19 protein-coding genes are annotated in these 16,992 nt (G+C 26.3%); 2 read left to right on the forward strand and 17 right to left on the reverse strand.

Annotated features, from left to right (window positions below; genetic code table 11):
* Positions 1-447: 447 nt before the first annotated feature.
* The 16 genes from BN346_RS21590 to BN346_RS08090 all read right to left on the reverse strand — a co-directional run bounded on the left by BN346_RS21590 (position 448) and on the right by BN346_RS08090 (position 13,857).
* Positions 448-624, reverse strand: coding sequence for a hypothetical protein (locus tag BN346_RS21590; protein ID WP_158644466.1), 177 nt, complete (start codon positions 622-624; stop codon positions 448-450).
* Positions 625-731: 107 nt separating this feature from the next.
* Complete coding sequence (locus tag BN346_RS08020) at positions 732-1,490, reverse strand: acyl-CoA dehydratase activase (RefSeq protein ID WP_040327732.1); 759 nt, start codon at positions 1,488-1,490, stop codon at positions 732-734.
* 34 nt (positions 1,491-1,524) lie between these two features.
* Positions 1,525-2,673, reverse strand: coding sequence for a double-cubane-cluster-containing anaerobic reductase (locus BN346_RS08025; RefSeq protein WP_040327734.1), 1,149 nt, complete (start codon positions 2,671-2,673; stop codon positions 1,525-1,527).
* 219 nt (positions 2,674-2,892) lie between these two features.
* Positions 2,893-3,228, reverse strand: coding sequence for a DsrE-related protein SaoD (gene saoD / locus BN346_RS08030; RefSeq protein ID WP_242838407.1), 336 nt, complete (start codon positions 3,226-3,228; stop codon positions 2,893-2,895).
* Between the two features lie 29 nt (positions 3,229-3,257).
* Entirely contained in the window at positions 3,258-3,896 is a 639-nt protein-coding gene (gene saoL, locus BN346_RS08035) for a MerB-like organometallic lyase SaoL (protein ID WP_238493465.1), read from the reverse strand.
* A 16-nt stretch (positions 3,897-3,912) separates the two neighbouring features.
* Positions 3,913-4,692 (reverse strand): ABC transporter ATP-binding protein SaoA, encoded by a 780-nt coding sequence (saoA, locus tag BN346_RS08040; RefSeq protein ID WP_040327736.1) that lies wholly within the window; start codon positions 4,690-4,692, stop codon positions 3,913-3,915.
* A complete protein-coding gene (gene saoP / locus BN346_RS08050) occupies positions 4,689-5,498 on the reverse strand; it encodes an ABC transporter permease subunit SaoP (protein ID WP_242838408.1) in 810 nt (269 codons plus the stop codon). Before saoP ends, saoA begins: the two co-directional genes overlap by 4 nt.
* The gene (gene saoB, locus BN346_RS08055; RefSeq protein ID WP_341350018.1) at positions 5,456-6,013 is read right to left on the reverse strand and encodes an ABC transporter substrate-binding (seleno)protein SaoB; all 558 of its coding nucleotides are present in this window, start codon (positions 6,011-6,013) and stop codon (positions 5,456-5,458) included. Before saoB ends, saoP begins: the two co-directional genes overlap by 43 nt.
* Before the next feature lie 21 nt (positions 6,014-6,034).
* Positions 6,035-6,214: a hypothetical protein gene (locus BN346_RS08060; RefSeq protein WP_158644467.1), complete on the reverse strand. Its 180-nt coding sequence runs from the start codon at positions 6,212-6,214 to the stop codon at positions 6,035-6,037.
* Between the two features lie 25 nt (positions 6,215-6,239).
* A complete protein-coding gene (gene saoX, locus BN346_RS08065; RefSeq protein WP_040327744.1) occupies positions 6,240-7,409 on the reverse strand; it encodes an ABC transporter substrate-binding subunit SaoX in 1,170 nt (389 codons plus the stop codon).
* Positions 7,410-7,488: 79 nt separating this feature from the next.
* On the reverse strand, positions 7,489-7,944 hold the full coding sequence (saoC, locus tag BN346_RS08070; RefSeq protein WP_040328033.1) for a Cys-Cys-COOH (seleno)protein SaoC: 456 nt from the start codon (positions 7,942-7,944) through the stop codon (positions 7,489-7,491).
* A 24-nt stretch (positions 7,945-7,968) separates the two neighbouring features.
* On the reverse strand, positions 7,969-9,066 hold the full coding sequence (saoE, locus tag BN346_RS08075) for an efflux transporter SaoE (protein WP_040327746.1): 1,098 nt from the start codon (positions 9,064-9,066) through the stop codon (positions 7,969-7,971).
* Complete coding sequence (gene saoT, locus BN346_RS21840; protein WP_242838409.1) at positions 9,066-9,323, reverse strand: thioredoxin-like (seleno)protein SaoT; 258 nt, start codon at positions 9,321-9,323, stop codon at positions 9,066-9,068. The genes saoE and saoT overlap by 1 nt, the downstream gene beginning before the upstream one ends.
* 218 nt (positions 9,324-9,541) lie before the next feature.
* Entirely contained in the window at positions 9,542-10,492 is a 951-nt protein-coding gene (locus BN346_RS08080) for an L-lactate dehydrogenase (RefSeq protein WP_040327748.1), read from the reverse strand.
* Positions 10,493-10,822: 330 nt separating this feature from the next.
* Positions 10,823-11,719: a LysR substrate-binding domain-containing protein gene (locus BN346_RS08085; RefSeq protein WP_040327750.1), complete on the reverse strand. Its 897-nt coding sequence runs from the start codon at positions 11,717-11,719 to the stop codon at positions 10,823-10,825.
* Positions 11,720-12,504: 785 nt separating this feature from the next.
* Positions 12,505-13,857, reverse strand: coding sequence for a D-serine ammonia-lyase (locus BN346_RS08090; protein WP_040327752.1), 1,353 nt, complete (start codon positions 13,855-13,857; stop codon positions 12,505-12,507).
* Between the two features lie 232 nt (positions 13,858-14,089).
* Here BN346_RS08090 and BN346_RS08095 point away from each other — a divergent pair, with 232 nt between their 5' ends.
* Complete coding sequence (locus tag BN346_RS08095; protein ID WP_040327753.1) at positions 14,090-15,394, forward strand: hypothetical protein; 1,305 nt, start codon at positions 14,090-14,092, stop codon at positions 15,392-15,394.
* A complete protein-coding gene (locus tag BN346_RS21595) occupies positions 15,387-15,527 on the forward strand; it encodes a hypothetical protein (RefSeq protein ID WP_158644468.1) in 141 nt (46 codons plus the stop codon). Before BN346_RS08095 ends, BN346_RS21595 begins: the two co-directional genes overlap by 8 nt.
* A 667-nt stretch (positions 15,528-16,194) precedes the next feature.
* Here BN346_RS21595 and BN346_RS08105 read toward each other — a convergent pair.
* Positions 16,195-16,893 (reverse strand): hypothetical protein, encoded by a 699-nt coding sequence (locus BN346_RS08105; protein ID WP_040327755.1) that lies wholly within the window; start codon positions 16,891-16,893, stop codon positions 16,195-16,197.
* Positions 16,894-16,992 lie beyond the last annotated feature (99 nt).

The raw sequence follows: 16,992 nt of genomic DNA on the forward strand, positions 1-16,992 counted from the left end.
AATTAAATACTTGCCTCTTTTCCTTGTTCATTATCACAAAATTAACATTTTATATCAATTACTATAAAAATTAACTATAGTAACTTATGTAATCATTCACAATTTAAATAGTATTTATATTCAGTAAATTCAACAAAAAAAAGACTATAATATAGTCTTTTTTTAAATACGGACGAAATAGAAATCGTTATACCATATAAAAATAGTATAAAAAGAAGTACTTTTCTTATTTGTACTCCCATATAAAAACAATTTTTATTTTTATATGGCAATATAAATTTCATAAATATTCTGATTATACTCTATATATAGGGTTCCAAATTTAAAGTAATGTATTTCTCAAATGATAGTACTAATCTTATAGTTTATTCTATTATCATGTTTGGAACCAATTAACAATTAACAGTTAGCAATTAACAATGATGGTTGATATTAATCACTTCGCTTTTAATATCTAAAAATAGAAATATAAAAAACTAGTTTTTTATATGTTTTAACTAATTTGCTTAGCAAATTATCATAAAAATTGATTTTTAAAACTGATACTTCAGTTTTATCCTTCATTGTTAATTGTTCATCGTTAATTGTTAATTTTGTATAACATTTTAAACTTCTCTTTCTCAACTGAAACATGAATAACTTAAAGTTTCAACTTGGATTCCTATAAGCATTTAAAATCCAATTTTCACCTTAACTGTCCATTGTCAATTCTTAAAATATAGATTAATAGCTTATTTTATATTTTTTGCTGAAATTCCTGCACCTATAGCACCTGCATAATGTGCAAGTTCATGTGTTTCTACTTTTGCATTTAATTTTTCACCTAAGCTTTTAACTATATATGGAGCTTTACTTAATCCCCCAGTAAGATAGTATTTATTTTCACTTGAAAATTTATTACAAAGTGAAGCTACTTTGCTTACTATAGAATCTATAACTGCAAAAGCTATATTTTCTTTTGCTTCTCCACTTCCTATAAGACTTATAACTTCTGATTCAGCAAAAACAGTACACATAGAGCTTATAGTAACTCCACTTCCATTTTCGGCTAAATCACAAAGTTCTTTTATATCTACCCCTAAAACATTTGCCATAATCTCTAGAAATCTTCCTGTTCCTGCAGAACACTTGTCATTCATTAAAAAATTACTTATCATTCCATTTTGTAATGATATAACTTTAGTGTCTTGTCCACCTATGTCAATTACTGTAGCATCACCATTCATAAGATAATGCGCACCCTTACCATGGCAAGTAATTTCTGTTATAGATTTATCTGCATAAGGAACTGAAACTCTACCATAACCTGTGGCAACTACTTTTCGATTTTCTTTCATAATTCCCTTTGACTCTAATAATTCTTCTATTTCATTTGCCGTTTCCTTGCTACTCCATCCAGTTTTCATAAGTATAGTATCTTGTAAATTATCTTCATCAAATATTGCAACTTTTGTTGCTGTAGAACCTATATCAATACCTATATAATACATTGCTTTACTCCCTTTTTAACTTTAGTTATGAAAACTACAGCATTTCAATAAATGCACTTATTCTAGTTTTTATTTGACCTATGTCAGCTTTTGAATAATCTGTTTCCAAGCTCATATATGGAATAGCTTTTTCATTTATAACAAAATCTCTAACTCTTTTTGTTTCTATATTGTAAGTATGACAAGCTTGAAGTGTTAAATCTACTACTCCCTCGATTTTATATTCATCTATAAGAGTATTTAAAAGTTCCATTCTTCCGTCATTTGGTGCCATTACAGAACAAGGTATACTTAAATATTTTTCTGCTAAAGCTTCCATTGGATCTTTACTTTCATCAACTAGCATTGCCTTTTCTTTAACTCCACCACAGTTTTCATAGCATACAACTACGCCACCATTTTCTTCTATTGTTTTAACAACTTTATCTACAGTTCCCCCCATTGGACAACCTGTAACTAAAATTCTTTTTGCATTCTTATCAACTTTAGTTCCATTTTTCTCATAATCAGCTTTTAAGTCATCTATCATTCTTCTTATATTATTATTTTGCTCTTTTTTATCGAAACTAAAGCCTGTACCTTCTAAAACTTTATACATTTCATAACCACTAATTGCTGGTGGCACTAATTTTCCTAATGAATAAAATTCTTGAAGTAAAAGTCTTTCTTCATTTTTTAATTTTATAGCTTTTCTTAAATCTTCATCACTAATTGTTACATCAAATTCTTTTTCTAACTTTTCTTTTAAGAAAATCATTTCATTTTTCCAAACTTTTAATCCATGTTCTCTATCTTGTGCTTGTGGTAACTGCATTACATGCATAGGTTTTATCTTTCCTAAATACTCATACATTTTCTTTTTACCATCACAAGTAGTTTCTCCAACTAATAAATCTGAAAAATATGTATATGGACACTTCTCAGTTAATGCAAAACCATAACTTGATTTTATTAAAGGACATAAATTTTTAGGCAAATCCCTCTCTGCATCTGGAATTGGTTCTTCACTCATTCCACAAAGACTTACTGGAACTGCACCTGATGCATAAATTATTTCACAAGGTGTATATGTACAAAATACTCCTACTACTTTCTTACCTTGTTCTTTTAAGTCTTTAACTTTTATAAAACCATTTTTTCTTGCTTCACTAAACTCATTAAAAATACTTGGAAAGTCGCTCATATTATCCTCCAAAACTCCTTTAAAATTTCACTATGTATAAATTAATTTTTTATAAAAAATTAAAAGTATAAAAATTCCTTTTTCTTATACTTTTAATGCTATATTATTTATAACAATTTATCTATTATTATTAATTATTCAAATAAGTAACATTGATTCATTTGAATAATTAATTGAAATAAAAATTCAAACTAATTTTCTAGTTTGAATTTTTTAATATTATAATGTTATTATTTGTTCTACCCCTGCTGACTCTAAAGTTGCATAAAGTATTGGAAAACAACCTATCGCTGCTCCCTCTATTAATTTTTCATCAATATTTCTTTCAATTGCGCATTTATCACAAGCTAATAATATTAACCCTTTTTCATCGTGAAGCTTTTGAAGTTTTTTTCCTATTTCACTATCTTTCTCTAACATATATGTATTATCGAAAAGAAAAAACATACCCATAACTTCTGCACCATGAATTCCTTGTTCCATTTGTGGAATAATCATATCATTTAATATTGTTCTTGTGTTTTGTGAACTAATCACATAAGCAACCTTCATCATAAATCTCTCTCCTTATTCATTTAAAATATTTATCTAAAATCAAATAATTCTCTAGACACTTCTATTGCATCTGTAACATGCAACTTAAAAATATTATCAATATTTATATTCATATTACTTGTCCAAATATCAAAATCTTTCTCCGTACAGAAGAAATTCATGATATTTCAACAAGTAGTTCCCCAATCAGTATGTTTATTTAAATCTACATGCAATGCATGTAATGTCTTAGGATAATACTCACTAATCTCTCCATTTGTAATTTTTACATATACATCTTCTGAAGTATTACTACATTTAGATTTTACTAATACATCTTGGTGAAATGTAAATGCACATCCCATAGCATCAATTGCACACATAGCATAAAACTCTCTTCCATCATTCAATTTCACATGATGATTTGTTGCAACTGCTGAAACTGGATACGCAAATATTACATTTTTATTTTCATCTACTACTATTCCATTTTCTTTTATTAAATTATTTATATGATTTAATAAATCTAAGTCTTGAATTTCTTTAAGAGCTTCTAAATCATCTTCTATATTAAATGCTCTTTTATTATTAATAATAAAATTCATTATCTCTTTTCTAATTTTATTTTCTATATTACTGTATTGGTCACATTTATTTTTTACTTCTAATTTTTTAGCTATTTCGTTCATCCTTTACCTCTATCTATTAATCTTCTTTTGTAGCTGCAACTTCTTCATATCCTAGAGCTGTAGTTAATACTTTTGTTAAATTTTCTTTATATTTATTATAGATTTCACATTCTCTATCTCTTGGTCTAGGCAAATCAATTTTTAAATCTTCTATTATTTTTCCTTTATCCGTTGACATTACTATAACTCTATCACTCATATAAACAGCTTCATCCACATCATGAGTAACCATTATTGCTGTTATTTTATCCTTTAAAAATATATTTTCTAATTCTTCTTGTAATATTTTTCTCATTTGAAAATCAACAGCACCTAATGGCTCATCAAGTAATAAAACTTCTGGTTTACATGCAAGTGCTCTTATCACTGCAGTTCTTTGTTTCATTCCACCAGATAATTGGCTTGGATATAATTTTTCTTTTCCTTCTAATTTAGATATGCTTAATAATTCTTTTAGCCTTTTTTCTCTATCTTCTTTAGGTACTTTCTGCTGTTTCATAGGATATAATATATTTTTCTCTACAGTCATCCATGGGAATAACGCATAGTTCTGAAATATAAAACCTCTATCAACGCCTGGTCCATCAACTTTCTTATTTTCTACAAATATATTTCCACTATCAGCTTTCTTGAAACCTGATATAATAGTTAAAAGTGTAGTTTTACCACATCCTGATGGTCCTAATAAAGATACAAATTCGCCTTCATTCACTTCAAAACTTATATTTTTTAAAACTTCATTTACCTTTTTATTATTTCTAAATGATTTACTTACATTATCTATTTTTATCTTCATTGTTCGTTAGTCCTCCATCTAGAAAGATATTTATTTAATAGATTCAATAATCTATCAATAACAAAGCCTACTATAGCTGCAAATATCATAAGTGCAATCAATCTATCTGTTTGCATCATTGTTTGAGAATTTACCATTAAAAAGCCAAGACCTTGGCTTGTTGCTATAAACTCCGCTCAAATTACAGACATCCATCCACTACTTATTGCAATTCTTGCTCCTGTTAATATATCAGGAAGAGTTGCTGGTACTATTATATCTTTAAGTATACTTAGCTTACTTGCACCCATAGATTTTGCTGCATTATAATAATCCTTTGAAATTCCTCTTACGCCTTGTATTGTATTTAGTATTACTGGAAATACACCTGTAAATGCAATTAAAAATATAGTTGGACCATCACCTATACCAAACCATACAATTGTAAGTGGAACCCATGCCATTACAGGTATTTGTCTTATAGAATCTACAAGTCCACCTATAAGTTTATTAGCAAATTCTGATATTCCCATTACAAAACCTAATGGTACACCTATAACCATAGCCCATAAAAATCCCTTTAACACACGCCCTAAAGTTATAGTTATATTTAATATAACTTCCATATCTGTTACACATAAAAAAAACTGCTTTATAGTATCACTAGCCTTAGGCATTATTAATGCATTGTTTTTTGATGTGGCATAGATTTCCCATATAATTATCAAAAATGCTAATATAGTAACTTTATATATAATTTCTTTTTTACTGTTTCCTGAAAACTTTATTCTTTTAGCTTTAACATTTTCATATTTAGCATCTTCCATTCTTTTCTCCTCCTCTCATTCACATAATCTTTTTTCCGATTTTCACTTATTGATTGTAGAAAGTTATCTTCTTTTTGTAAAAAATCTATAGTACTATCATAAGCACTTATAAATCTTTTAAATTCTTCTTTATCTTTAATTTCCTTTTTTACTATTATAGAAAAAGTATTATAGTCTTCACCTATGTCTATAATTTTTCTTTCTCCAATTACCTCTAAAGATTTAAGATAATCTATAACAATTCCCCCAACATCACCTTTTTCCATAGCATATGGAAGTGACTTACTTGGTAATTCTACAATTTCAAATGTTTCTTTAAACATTTTTTTAGCAATATCTTTTTCATAACTACGACCTTCTGATACTCCTATTTTTTTAATCTTTTCATTTTTCATAACAACTAAATTAGAATTTTGAATTACAGGTGATACTATTTCAAATCTATTATCACTTTTTACAAATTCATTAGCTTTAGAAGAACATATTATTGCTAAATCTATAGCGTCTGAACTCAGCGCTAATTGTGTACTATTGCCTCAACAATCTTGAAAAGTATACATTTCTATACTTTCCAATTCTATATTATCTTCCCCATACTCTTTTGCCACTTTAGACATTATTACTTGTGGTATTCCGTCTGTTACACCTATTTTTAGAGCTTTTCTAATATTGTCCTTACTATTAAATTTTGAGCATAGAATAAAACCTATGCTCAAAATAATTATTATAAGTAATATAAATCTAATTTTTACCTTCAATTTCTTTTGCCTTTGCCATCCAATCATCATAGCTCATTCCTACTGGGAATATCTTGTCTACTTTTTCTTTTATAAACGTATCAAATTCATCTGCTCCACATTCTTTTAATAATGAATTATCTATTAACGCTTTTTTGTCTACATTTTCGTAATCCCCATGCTCTACATTTTCCTTTAATCTCTTATCTACAGCACTTTCATTAACTTTCCAAGTTATAGTTCTACCTTCTTCAACAGTCTTTTTATATACTGTTAATAGTGCTACTTCTTTTGGTACTGAATAATTCTTTGCAAATATTTCTGCTGATTCTATTGGATGTGTATATAAATATTCAATAGATTTTGTATGTGCTAAAACTAATCTTTTTGCAACTTCTTCATGTTCCTTCATAAAGTTAGTATTTAGTGCAAAAACACAACATATTGTAGTCTCACCATCAACACTATCAAATATTTTCATTATCTTTCCTGTTTTTTCATATTCAGCCATGGAGCCCCATGGATCACATGCTGTATATCCTTTTATTTGTCCTGTTTTTAGTGCCATGTATGCATTTTGATCACTATCAAAATTTATACCTTCATAATTTTTACCTTCTACAGGAATATTCATTTCTTTAGCCATTTGTCTCCATGACCAACTTTTTTCAGGCTCTGTTCCTATACCTAATTTTTGTCCAATTAAATCTTTTGGCTCTTTTACATCATTAGATACAACTAAATAATATGAACCTCCATCATGATTATTTGCTGCTATTGTTATAGGTGTTCCTTTATTTATTCCACGAGTTACATTTTGGAATGATATGTATCCTGCATCCATTTGACCTGCTGACATAGCTTGTGGAACTTTACCATTACCAGTTACTTCAACATTTAATCCTAATGCTTCATATATTCCTGCATCTTTTCCTATACATGCTGCAGTCATATGATCGCAGTTATAATATCCTAATTTAACAGTGTAATCATCCTCTAATTTAGGAAGTTTCATATCCTTTATTGACTGAATTACTTCTGTTTCTGATGCTGAACTACTCTGAACCGCCTTAGAATTATTATTTTTATCATTACCACTTCCACAACCTACTAACCCAGTTGTAACTCCAACTATGCAAAGCACAGCTAATAATCTTCTAACCTTTTTACTCATAAAATCCTTCTCCTTATTATTAATTTATTTTTCATATATTAAATTTAAATCTAAACATTTCATACATTGTTTATCTACATTAACAACAGGAATCCATACCTTCTCCAAATAAATCTACAATTTTCATATTTTCAATTCTAAAAATTGCATATCCTATATTTCCTCTTTTTGAACCAGATACTATAAACTCCATTTCATCTTTATTGTCTATATTTTTAAGTTTAATACTTTGATCTTCTATTGGTGCTGGTACAATATTTGTGTACTTAACGCCATCTCCACTATCAACTAAAACAACCATTCTAGTTTCCTTTTCTTCTTTAAAAATTACAATTAAATCTTCAATATTATCATTTGTCAAATCAGCAGCTTCACATAAAATTACTTTTCTTTCTGGAAATTCATTCTTAAAAACTTTTAAAAGTTTATTTTCATTATATTTTGAAAGAACTTCATTTTCTTTTTCTGCTTGTCCTTCACATCCAAGTAAAAATATTGTGAATATTATTATAAATATTCCTAAAAACTTTTTCATAAATATCATCTTTGCTCCATTAACTTAATTATTTTTAACTGTTCTTCTATTAATTAAAAACTTATTAAAACTTTTATAAAATGATTTTAATGCAAATAGAAATATTATAAGAGAACATAAATATTTTAGCCACATTGGGGCTATAAACATAAATTTATTTGCAGTAGTTATAGAATTATTTACTCCATCAAAATTTAATACTGGTGTAAAGTTTGGCATAAGCATAATATTTGTTATATACCCAACAATTAATGAAATTCCAACAACTACAGTAGAATATATAATTGCAGTTCTTTTTCCTATTATTTTATAAAGACTTATAAGTTCTGGTAAATTTGTTGCAGCTCCTGCCATTAAGAATGTTATTGCAATTCCTGGTGCTGCACCACTTGCAACTAATGCTGCTATAAACGGTATATGTCCTACTGCACATACATACATAAATGCCGCTAAAATAGTAACTCCACCTAAAGATATAACAGTTGGTTCTCCTAAATATTTTTGTATAAATTCTTGTGGAACTACATTAAATATAATAGATGCTAGTACCATACCTAAAATAACATACTTACTTACAACTAAGGCTAGATCATTTAATGACCAACTCATACCTATTTTTATTTTTTCTAAAAAAGTTTTTTCATCTTTCACTAAAACTCTTCTTTCTATTTCTTCTTCAATTCCTGGAGCTTTTAGCTCATTACCTCCAAAGGTATTTCCTATAATTCCAATTATAATAGGAGCTAAAAATCCTGTTATAACATAAATTATTGTAATTTCTTTTCCTAAAAGTCCATAACATAATATAACTGCTACTGGATTTATCATTGGTGTTGATGTCATAAATGCTAATGTCGGTCCAAGATAAGCACCTGAATAATACATGCTTATACCTAATGGAATTACTCCACAACTACAAATTGGTAAAAGCATTCCTGATATAGTGCTTTTTATTAATGAACTTATCTTTTTATTTCCTAAAATTTTTTGAAATTTTTCTGGTGATAAGATTTCATGTAGAAAACCCGCTAGTACAAAACTAAAAACTAGCCATACTGATGCTCCATTTAAAATAGTCAATGATGACCAAAATAAATCTTTTAAAAATTCTAAAATAATCATTAAATATTCCCCACAATACTCATAAAAGTTTTTTCAACAGTAGATTTATTAACATTATCTATAACTTTTTTTTCATCTACTATTAAAACACTTTTATTAAACATTCCATATTTTCTTATATAATCGAAGTCTTTTCCCGCTTTATATATTTTAACGTCTACATGATCTTTATATTTTTTTCCTAACTCTTCAACGAAGGGTGTAAGTGTATCACATCATGCACATACATTTATAAATTCAATTAAATTCTTCTTCATTAATATTACCTCCTATTTCTTGTAATCCATGAACCATTTTACATTGTTCAACATATTTTTACTATAATTATTGTTTTTACTAATAAAAGACAAAATACTATTTGTAATTTAAATACATAATTGTATAATTATTTGAATTGCAATTCAAATTAAATTTTATTATATTTTTATATAAATAATAGAGGCTATAGATAAATTCCATATCTATAGCCTCTAATTTAATATTTTAATTTACTTATATATTCTTTTATAACACTTTCAGAGTTTTTAAGTTTTTTCTTTTCATTCTCTTCCATTTCTAGTTCAATAATTCTTTCTACACCATCTTTTCCTATTATACTTGGTACACCCATGTATATATCCTCAACCTCATATTCACCTTCTATTAATGTAGATACTGGAATAACTTTTTTCTCATCATGGAATATAGATTTTAATATTCCAACTACAGTTGAACCTATTCCATAATAAGTGCTACCTTTTCCATTTATTATCTCCCAACCAGCTTTAGCAGTTTCTTCTACAATTCCTTCTAACTCTTCTTCTGTAAATTTCTTTTTACTCTCTGTAAATTTAAAGAAAGATTCACCTGCAACTGTTACTCTTGACCATGGAACCATTTGTGAATCTCCATGTTCACCTAATGCAAATGCTTGTATAGATCTTGTGTCTATTCCTCCTAATTTTTCTGAAATAATAGACTTAAGTCTAGCAGTATCTAGAGCTGTTCCTGTACCAATTACTTTATTTTTAGAGAATCCTGATAGCTTCCATATATAATATGAAATTATATCTACTGGATTAGATGCAACTATAAAAAATCCATTAAATCCACTATTAATTATAGGATTAACTATAGACTTGCAAATTTTTGCACTTACATCTAAAGTATCTAGCCTTGTTTGTCCTTCTTTTGGAGCAGGTCCCGCTGTTATAACTACAGCATCCACATCTTTACAATCTTCATAAGATCCTACTCTAACTTTTGTTCTTAGTGACATATATTCTACAGCATGCATTAAATCTAATGCCTCACTTTTAGCTCTATCTTTATTTATATCTATCATTATAACTTCTTCACATACACATTGATTAATTAAAGCATAAGCACAACTAGAACCTACTAATCCAGTTCCTACTATAGCTACTTTTCTAGATTTTATTGACATATCCATCTCTCTCTTTCTAAAATACTAAAATTATATATGCATATACAATTTGTTAATTTTTTATCAATCTATTCGAAAAAATTTTTCCCATTTCAAAATTAATTTATTTATATAATACACCTTAAATTCATATTTGTTAATACATTATCTTATTTTCGCAATTTTGTTAATATTTTTTCACAATAAATGCCAATAAAACTGTGAAATTTATACTTAAATATAATTATTTTTTTAACAATCTTTTTTATATCATTTTATGGCTAAGCTTTAATTAAATAGTTATGAATTGATATAAAAAAGTAGGTGTATTCCTGTTATACACCTACTTTTCTATTTAGCTTTTTTCTTTTCTGAATATGCTATTAATTTTTCTATAAAAACTTCTGTTGCTCTTGATTTCATTATATCCCTTGGTAATATATACGAAAAATGTCTCTTATATTCACCATCTAATTCTACTACAGAAAGTTCATCATTTTTAACACCATCTTCTGTAACATAATTAGATATTAATGTTATTCCTAAATTGTTTTTTACAGCTTCTTTTATTGCACAATTACTACCTAAAACCATCATACTTTTAGGTGTTATTTCTTTAGTGGTTAAAAACATGTCTAAATACTCTCTAGTTCCTGAACCACGCTCTCTTGCTATCCAGTTTTGTTTTTGTAAATTGTCATAAGAAAATTTTTGTTTAGTAAGTTCATGATTAAATGATGTCATTATTACCATTCTATCTTCTAAAAAATATTTTTGTTTAAAATCTACTGAAGGAGCTACCCCTTCAATTAAACCTATATCGAGCTTCATACTCTTTATTTTTTCACAAATATTTGCAGTATTCTCTATTATAACTTCAAATTCAACTTCAGGATATTCTTTTGAAAACTGAGCTAAAAATGTTGGCAAAAAATACTCACCTATAGTAAAACTTGCTCCTACCTTTAAATGTCCCTTCACAGTTTTAGATATATTTTTAAGTTCATCTTTAGTATTATCTATAAGCTTTAATATTTCTTTTGCTCTTTTGTAAAGTAAATATCCATCTTCTGTTATAGATATACTCTTTTGCTTTATAGATCGTGTTATAAGCTTAGCATTAAAATACTCTTCTAAATTTTTTATATGTACACTTACACTTGGTTGCGATAAATTTATACTTTCACCTGCCTTTGTAAAATTTTCATATTCTACAACAGCTATAAAAGTCTTTAACTCTTCTAACATCTTTACCTCCAAAACTTTATTATATGGTTCCAATTTCAAATCAAAAATAATATATTTGTGAAATGATACTATTAGCATTACAGTTTATTCCTATTTTTATATTTGGAACCAAGTAAGAAGTAAGAGTGAATAGTGAAAAGTTATGGTTGATATTACTCACTTTGTTCCTAATATTTTAAAATAGAAATACTTAAAAACTACGTTTTTATATTGTTTTCAATTAATTTGCTGCGCAAATTTAATAAAAAATCATTATTTAAAATTTAGAATTACAATTCTAAACTTAAACATCAATAACTTAAAGTTTCAACTTGGATTCCTATATAGGGTATTATATAGGGAAACAAGCTCGAATTCAAAACTATTTTTTCAGTTGTAAATATATTGCTTTCAAAAGAAATACTTATTATAAAATGATTCCGAGCTAGTCTCACTATTAAGAGTATCCAAGTTCAAATTTTAAATAACATCTTTCTCAAATGATATTATTAAGCTTACAGTTTATTTCTATTTTTATATTTGGAACCAAGTAAGAGTTAAGAGTGAAAAGTGAAAAGTTATAGTTGATATTACTCACTTCGCTTTTAATATCTAAAAATAGAAATGCTTAAAAACTACGTTTTTATATTGTTTTCAATTAATTTGCTTAGTAAATTTAATAAAAAATCATTATTTAAAATTGGAAGTCCAATTTTTACATTCACTTTCAATTTTCCATTAAATTAATTAGAATTCTCAACTGAAATAAAAATAATTTCATTTTTTAAATTGTTTCCTTATAAACTTTATAAATTTTTAGCAATATTATATCCTTTAGTAAGATAATCATTCATTATATTTTCTGGAACCATATTTCCTCCTGTTGCCCAAACAATATGCGTACTACTTTCCATAATATTAGTAAGATTTCTTGCATTTATATATTTATTTCCTTCTGGTGATTGATTTAATTTTATTGGACCTATAAAACCAGTTAATGCTGAAGGTTCTAACCTTAATTCTTCTACTTCATTTGCATAAAATAATAACTTATATAATTGCGAATCATCTACAGTATAAATTCCACTTATTTCTTTTTCTAAAATCTTTCCTACAAATCCAGATGGCTTTCCTACTGCTAATCCATCTGCATCTGTTATATTGTCTATGCCATATCTTTTTACATTCACTTTATCATGCATTCCAGTCATAAATCCTAAAAGCATACAAGGTGAATGAGTTGGTTCTGCAAAAAAGCAATGCACATTTTCCTTAAATATTCTTTTTAATCCGAAAGTTATTCCACCTGGTGCTCCCCCTACACCACAAGGTAAATATACAAACAATGGATGATTGCTATCTACTTTTATATTTTTTTCTTCTAATTGATTTTTCAACCTTAATGCAGCTACTGAATATCCTAAAAATAAATCTCTAGAATTTTCATCATCTACGAAATGACTATTTTTATGCTTTTTAAATTCATTTCTTGCAAACCTTACTGTAGTGCTATAATCACCATCATGTTCTACAACTTTAGCTCCGATATTTCTTAGTAAATCTTTTTTCCACTTCTTTGCATCCTTAGACATATGAACTCTTACATTAAATCCAAACTTTTTAGAAATAATGCCAATACTTAATCCTAAATTTCCTGTAGATGCTACTACAATACTAAACTTTGAAAAAAATTTCTTAAACTCATCATTATTAAGTTTTTTATAATTATCCTCAATACTAATCATATTTCTTTCCAAAACTAAGCTTTCTGCATATTTTAAAACTTCATAAATTCCACCTCTAGCTTTTATAGAACCAGATATAGGCAAATTATTATCACATTTACAGTATAATTCACCTTTAATTTTAACTTCATATAGCTCCTCTAGCTTACTCTTCATTTTATCTATTTTTATAAGAGTAGATTCTATTATTCCTTTGCTATTTTTAGTTTCTGGAAAAGCTTCTTCTATAAATGGTGCAAATCTTTCAAACCTTCTTTCAGCATCTAAAATCTCTTCTAAACTAATTTCTAGATTTTTATAATCATCATTATATTTATCATTACACCAAAACACTTCGTTCATACTTATTAAATTATTGAATTTTGCACATTTGTTATTTATATTATCCATTTTAAAACTATTCAAACTCACCATAAAAATACCACCCTACCTTAGTCTTTATTACTATTTTATTCTGTGAATGTAGTTATAAACCCTCCATTAAAAGAAAATTTTTACCATTTAGAAATATTTAATATTTTGTTAAAAAGTATATTTTTACTATTTTTTTATTTTACATTGACATTAAAACGACTTTCTTCATAATATAAAACATAAAAGATTTTAATATATTAATAATAGAATTATAGGCTTAAGGGGTGATGTTATGACCGCCGAAATAGCTATTATGAATAAACGAGCCATAGCTCTAGCTGCTGATAGTGCTGTTACTATAGGAGATAGAACAAAATTTTATAATACTGCAAATAAACTATTTATGTTATCCAAATATGAACCTCTTGGTATCATGATTTACAATAATGCAGAGTTTATGGGAATTCCTTGGGATATAATAATAAAAAATTATCGTTGTCATCTTGGTGATTCAAAAAAAGATTACCTTATTGAATATGGAGATAACTTTATAAATAAATTGAAAGAAAATGAGTACAAATTTGAAACTTATGAAAAAAAATATTATATTCAAATGGTTTTGCCTTTAATAAATGAAATAAGCAAAAAAATTGAAGATGAATATTTTAATTTAGCAGAAAAACTTGATAGAAAGCTTAACCATGATGAAGTTTCAAAAATAGCTAATAATATTATAGATTTATATTTTGATAAAATATATAATGCTAAAGATTTAGATGATGTTCCTGAAAATCTAACTTGCAGCATAGAATCAACCTATTCCGACCTATGCAAAAAATACATTGGCGAGTTAGTTGGAACTGATATTATGGATAATGAACATTTAGATAAGCTTATTTCAACTTGCAACTTAATATTTCAAAAAGATATATTTTTAGGTAATTATACTGGTGTTGTTATATCTGGATTTGGAGATAAAGATAATTTTCCATCTCTTGTTTGTTATAAAATTTCTGGATTTATAAAAAACTTTTTAAAATATAAAGTTGATATTTATGAAAATGTAACACTAGAAATGGATCAATGTATAATTCCATTTGCTCAAGTTGATATAGTTAATACTTTTTTAAGAGGAATTAGTTTAGACTATTTAAATATAATACAAAACTCCTTCGACAAATATATATTAGGCTTTATAGATAATTTAGATAAAGACATATTAAAAGAAGATGATAAAAAATGTATTAAAACTGAATTAAATTTACGTTGGGAAAAAGTCTTAGATGATATAATGAAACATTCTCAAAAGGAATATTTAGTCCCTGTACTAAAAGCAATACGCTATCTTCCTATAGATGATTTATCTTCCATGGCTGAATCCCTAGTTAATTTAACTTCATTTAAACGTCAGGTTGCAGTAGATGAGAAATCTTCTACTGTTGGTGGTCCCGTTGATGTTGCCGTTATATCTAAATGTGATGGATTCATTTGGATAAAACGAAAACATTACTTTAAACCTGAATATAACTATCATTTTTTTCAAAATTATTATAAAAAAATGCCAGATAATTGCAAGGAGGAATATACTGATGATTAAAAAATCTACTCAAGATTACTATTTAAGATATTTAAAAAAACTTTCTATGTTAAATAGAAAAAATGATAAACTCTTTATAAATGACTTTTCTAATAAACCTAAAATAATTGATGAAATTATAAAAAAATACTAATATAAAAATTGGCTATATAAGAATTAATTTTTACAAATTTATTCTTATATAGCCTTTTCTATAGGTTACAAGCTGAAATTTAAAGTAATCTTTTTATCAAATGATTCTTTTAAGCTTATAGTTTATTCTGCTATCATGGTTAAAACCAATTAAGAACTAAGAGTGAAAAGTGAATAGTTATGGTGAATATTACTCGCTTCACTTTTAATATTTAAAATAGAAATACCTAAAAACTACGTTTTTATATTGTGTTTAAATAATTTGCTTTGCAAATCATTATAAAAATTGATTTTAAAAAACTGAGACTTCAGTTTTATCCTTCATTGTTAATTGTTCATCGTTAATTGTTAATTTTGTATAACACTTTAATTGCTTTTATATATTTAAATATTTTAAATTCATTCATTAACCAATAAAATAATAAGATATTATACATAGTATAATAAATATAAATAAAACTATAACATTAAAAATTAAAAAAATTGAATTTAAAGTTATTAAGATTTTTCTAGTTTTATTTAAAGTTGTATGTTTAAATATTAAATAAAATACTATCATACTAGCTATTATAAAAAATATACATAGTACAAATAAGATAATTGTATCTATATACATCACCCCTTATTCTAATATCAGGTTTAAATTTAATATTTTAGTTTATACACATTTATATAACCTTTTTAAGTTCTAAGAAAACTCCAGGTAAATGTATAAATAGTCTATTATCATCTTTTACTAATGATAAAACACTATTTCCATTTTCATCTGTAATCTGAATTTGGTTAACAGTATTTCCATTTAATCCAACTACATCATTAGAAAGTTTATATCCATTTAAATATTCTTCTACACTCATTTGATTTTCCTTATAAATTGGATTTTTTAAAACTTTCATTTCATTAGCACGTTTTTCTTGAAAATAATTAGCATTTTCATTAGTAAATTCCACTGTTTTACCTATAAAAGCTTTAACATCATCTTCGCTATATATTCCAATTCCAGCAAAAATATATTTATCAATTTGCCATTTTCCCATATAATTTTTTTCATTTTCTTTTTTTATATCATTATTTTCGTTAGAAGTTACTTCATTTGAATTTGTATTATCAATTTTTTCATCATTGGAATCTTTTTTCTGTTCTTCATTTTCCTTATTATCACTTGCTTCAATAGTATTTTTACTATCTTTTTGTTTATTATTTAAAGAATTTTTTTCCTTATTATTTTCTTTTATTTTCTTACTTTCAGTAACATTATTTTTTTCCTTATTAGTTTTTATACCATTTTTATTGCTATTATCCTTGCTACATCCAACAAAAACAAGCATAAAACTTAAGCATAAAATTAAAATTAATTGTTTTTTCATAAATACACCTCATACCATTTCTTTATATTTATTTCATATTTTCCATTTTATATTGTATCAAAATTATTATAGAAATGCTATGAAAGCCTATTATAGGGT

It is taken from the genome of Clostridium ihumii AP5, assembly GCF_000612845.1.
GTDB classification, from domain to species: Bacteria; Bacillota; Clostridia; order Clostridiales; family Clostridiaceae; genus Clostridium_J; species Clostridium_J ihumii.

Coding starts and splice junctions, on each gene's coding strand:
- BN346_RS08020 (WP_040327732.1), bottom strand. CDS start 1,490: ATGTATTATATAGGTATTGATATAGGTTCTACAGCAACAAAAGTTGCA.
- BN346_RS08025 (WP_040327734.1), bottom strand. CDS start 2,673: ATGAGCGACTTTCCAAGTATTTTTAATGAGTTTAGTGAAGCAAGAAAA.
- saoD (WP_242838407.1), bottom strand. CDS start 3,228: ATGATGAAGGTTGCTTATGTGATTAGTTCACAAAACACAAGAACAATA.
- saoA (WP_040327736.1), bottom strand. CDS start 4,692: ATGAAGATAAAAATAGATAATGTAAGTAAATCATTTAGAAATAATAAA.
- saoX (WP_040327744.1), bottom strand. CDS start 7,409: ATGAGTAAAAAGGTTAGAAGATTATTAGCTGTGCTTTGCATAGTTGGA.
- saoC (WP_040328033.1), bottom strand. CDS start 7,944: ATGAAAAAGTTTTTAGGAATATTTATAATAATATTCACAATATTTTTA.
- saoE (WP_040327746.1), bottom strand. CDS start 9,066: ATGATTATTTTAGAATTTTTAAAAGATTTATTTTGGTCATCATTGACT.
- BN346_RS08080 (WP_040327748.1), bottom strand. CDS start 10,492: ATGTCAATAAAATCTAGAAAAGTAGCTATAGTAGGAACTGGATTAGTA.
- BN346_RS08085 (WP_040327750.1), bottom strand. CDS start 11,719: ATGTTAGAAGAGTTAAAGACTTTTATAGCTGTTGTAGAATATGAAAAT.
- BN346_RS08090 (WP_040327752.1), bottom strand. CDS start 13,857: ATGGTGAGTTTGAATAGTTTTAAAATGGATAATATAAATAACAAATGT.
- BN346_RS08095 (WP_040327753.1), top strand. CDS start 14,090: ATGACCGCCGAAATAGCTATTATGAATAAACGAGCCATAGCTCTAGCT.
- BN346_RS21595 (WP_158644468.1), top strand. CDS start 15,387: ATGATTAAAAAATCTACTCAAGATTACTATTTAAGATATTTAAAAAAA.
- BN346_RS08105 (WP_040327755.1), bottom strand. CDS start 16,893: ATGAAAAAACAATTAATTTTAATTTTATGCTTAAGTTTTATGCTTGTT.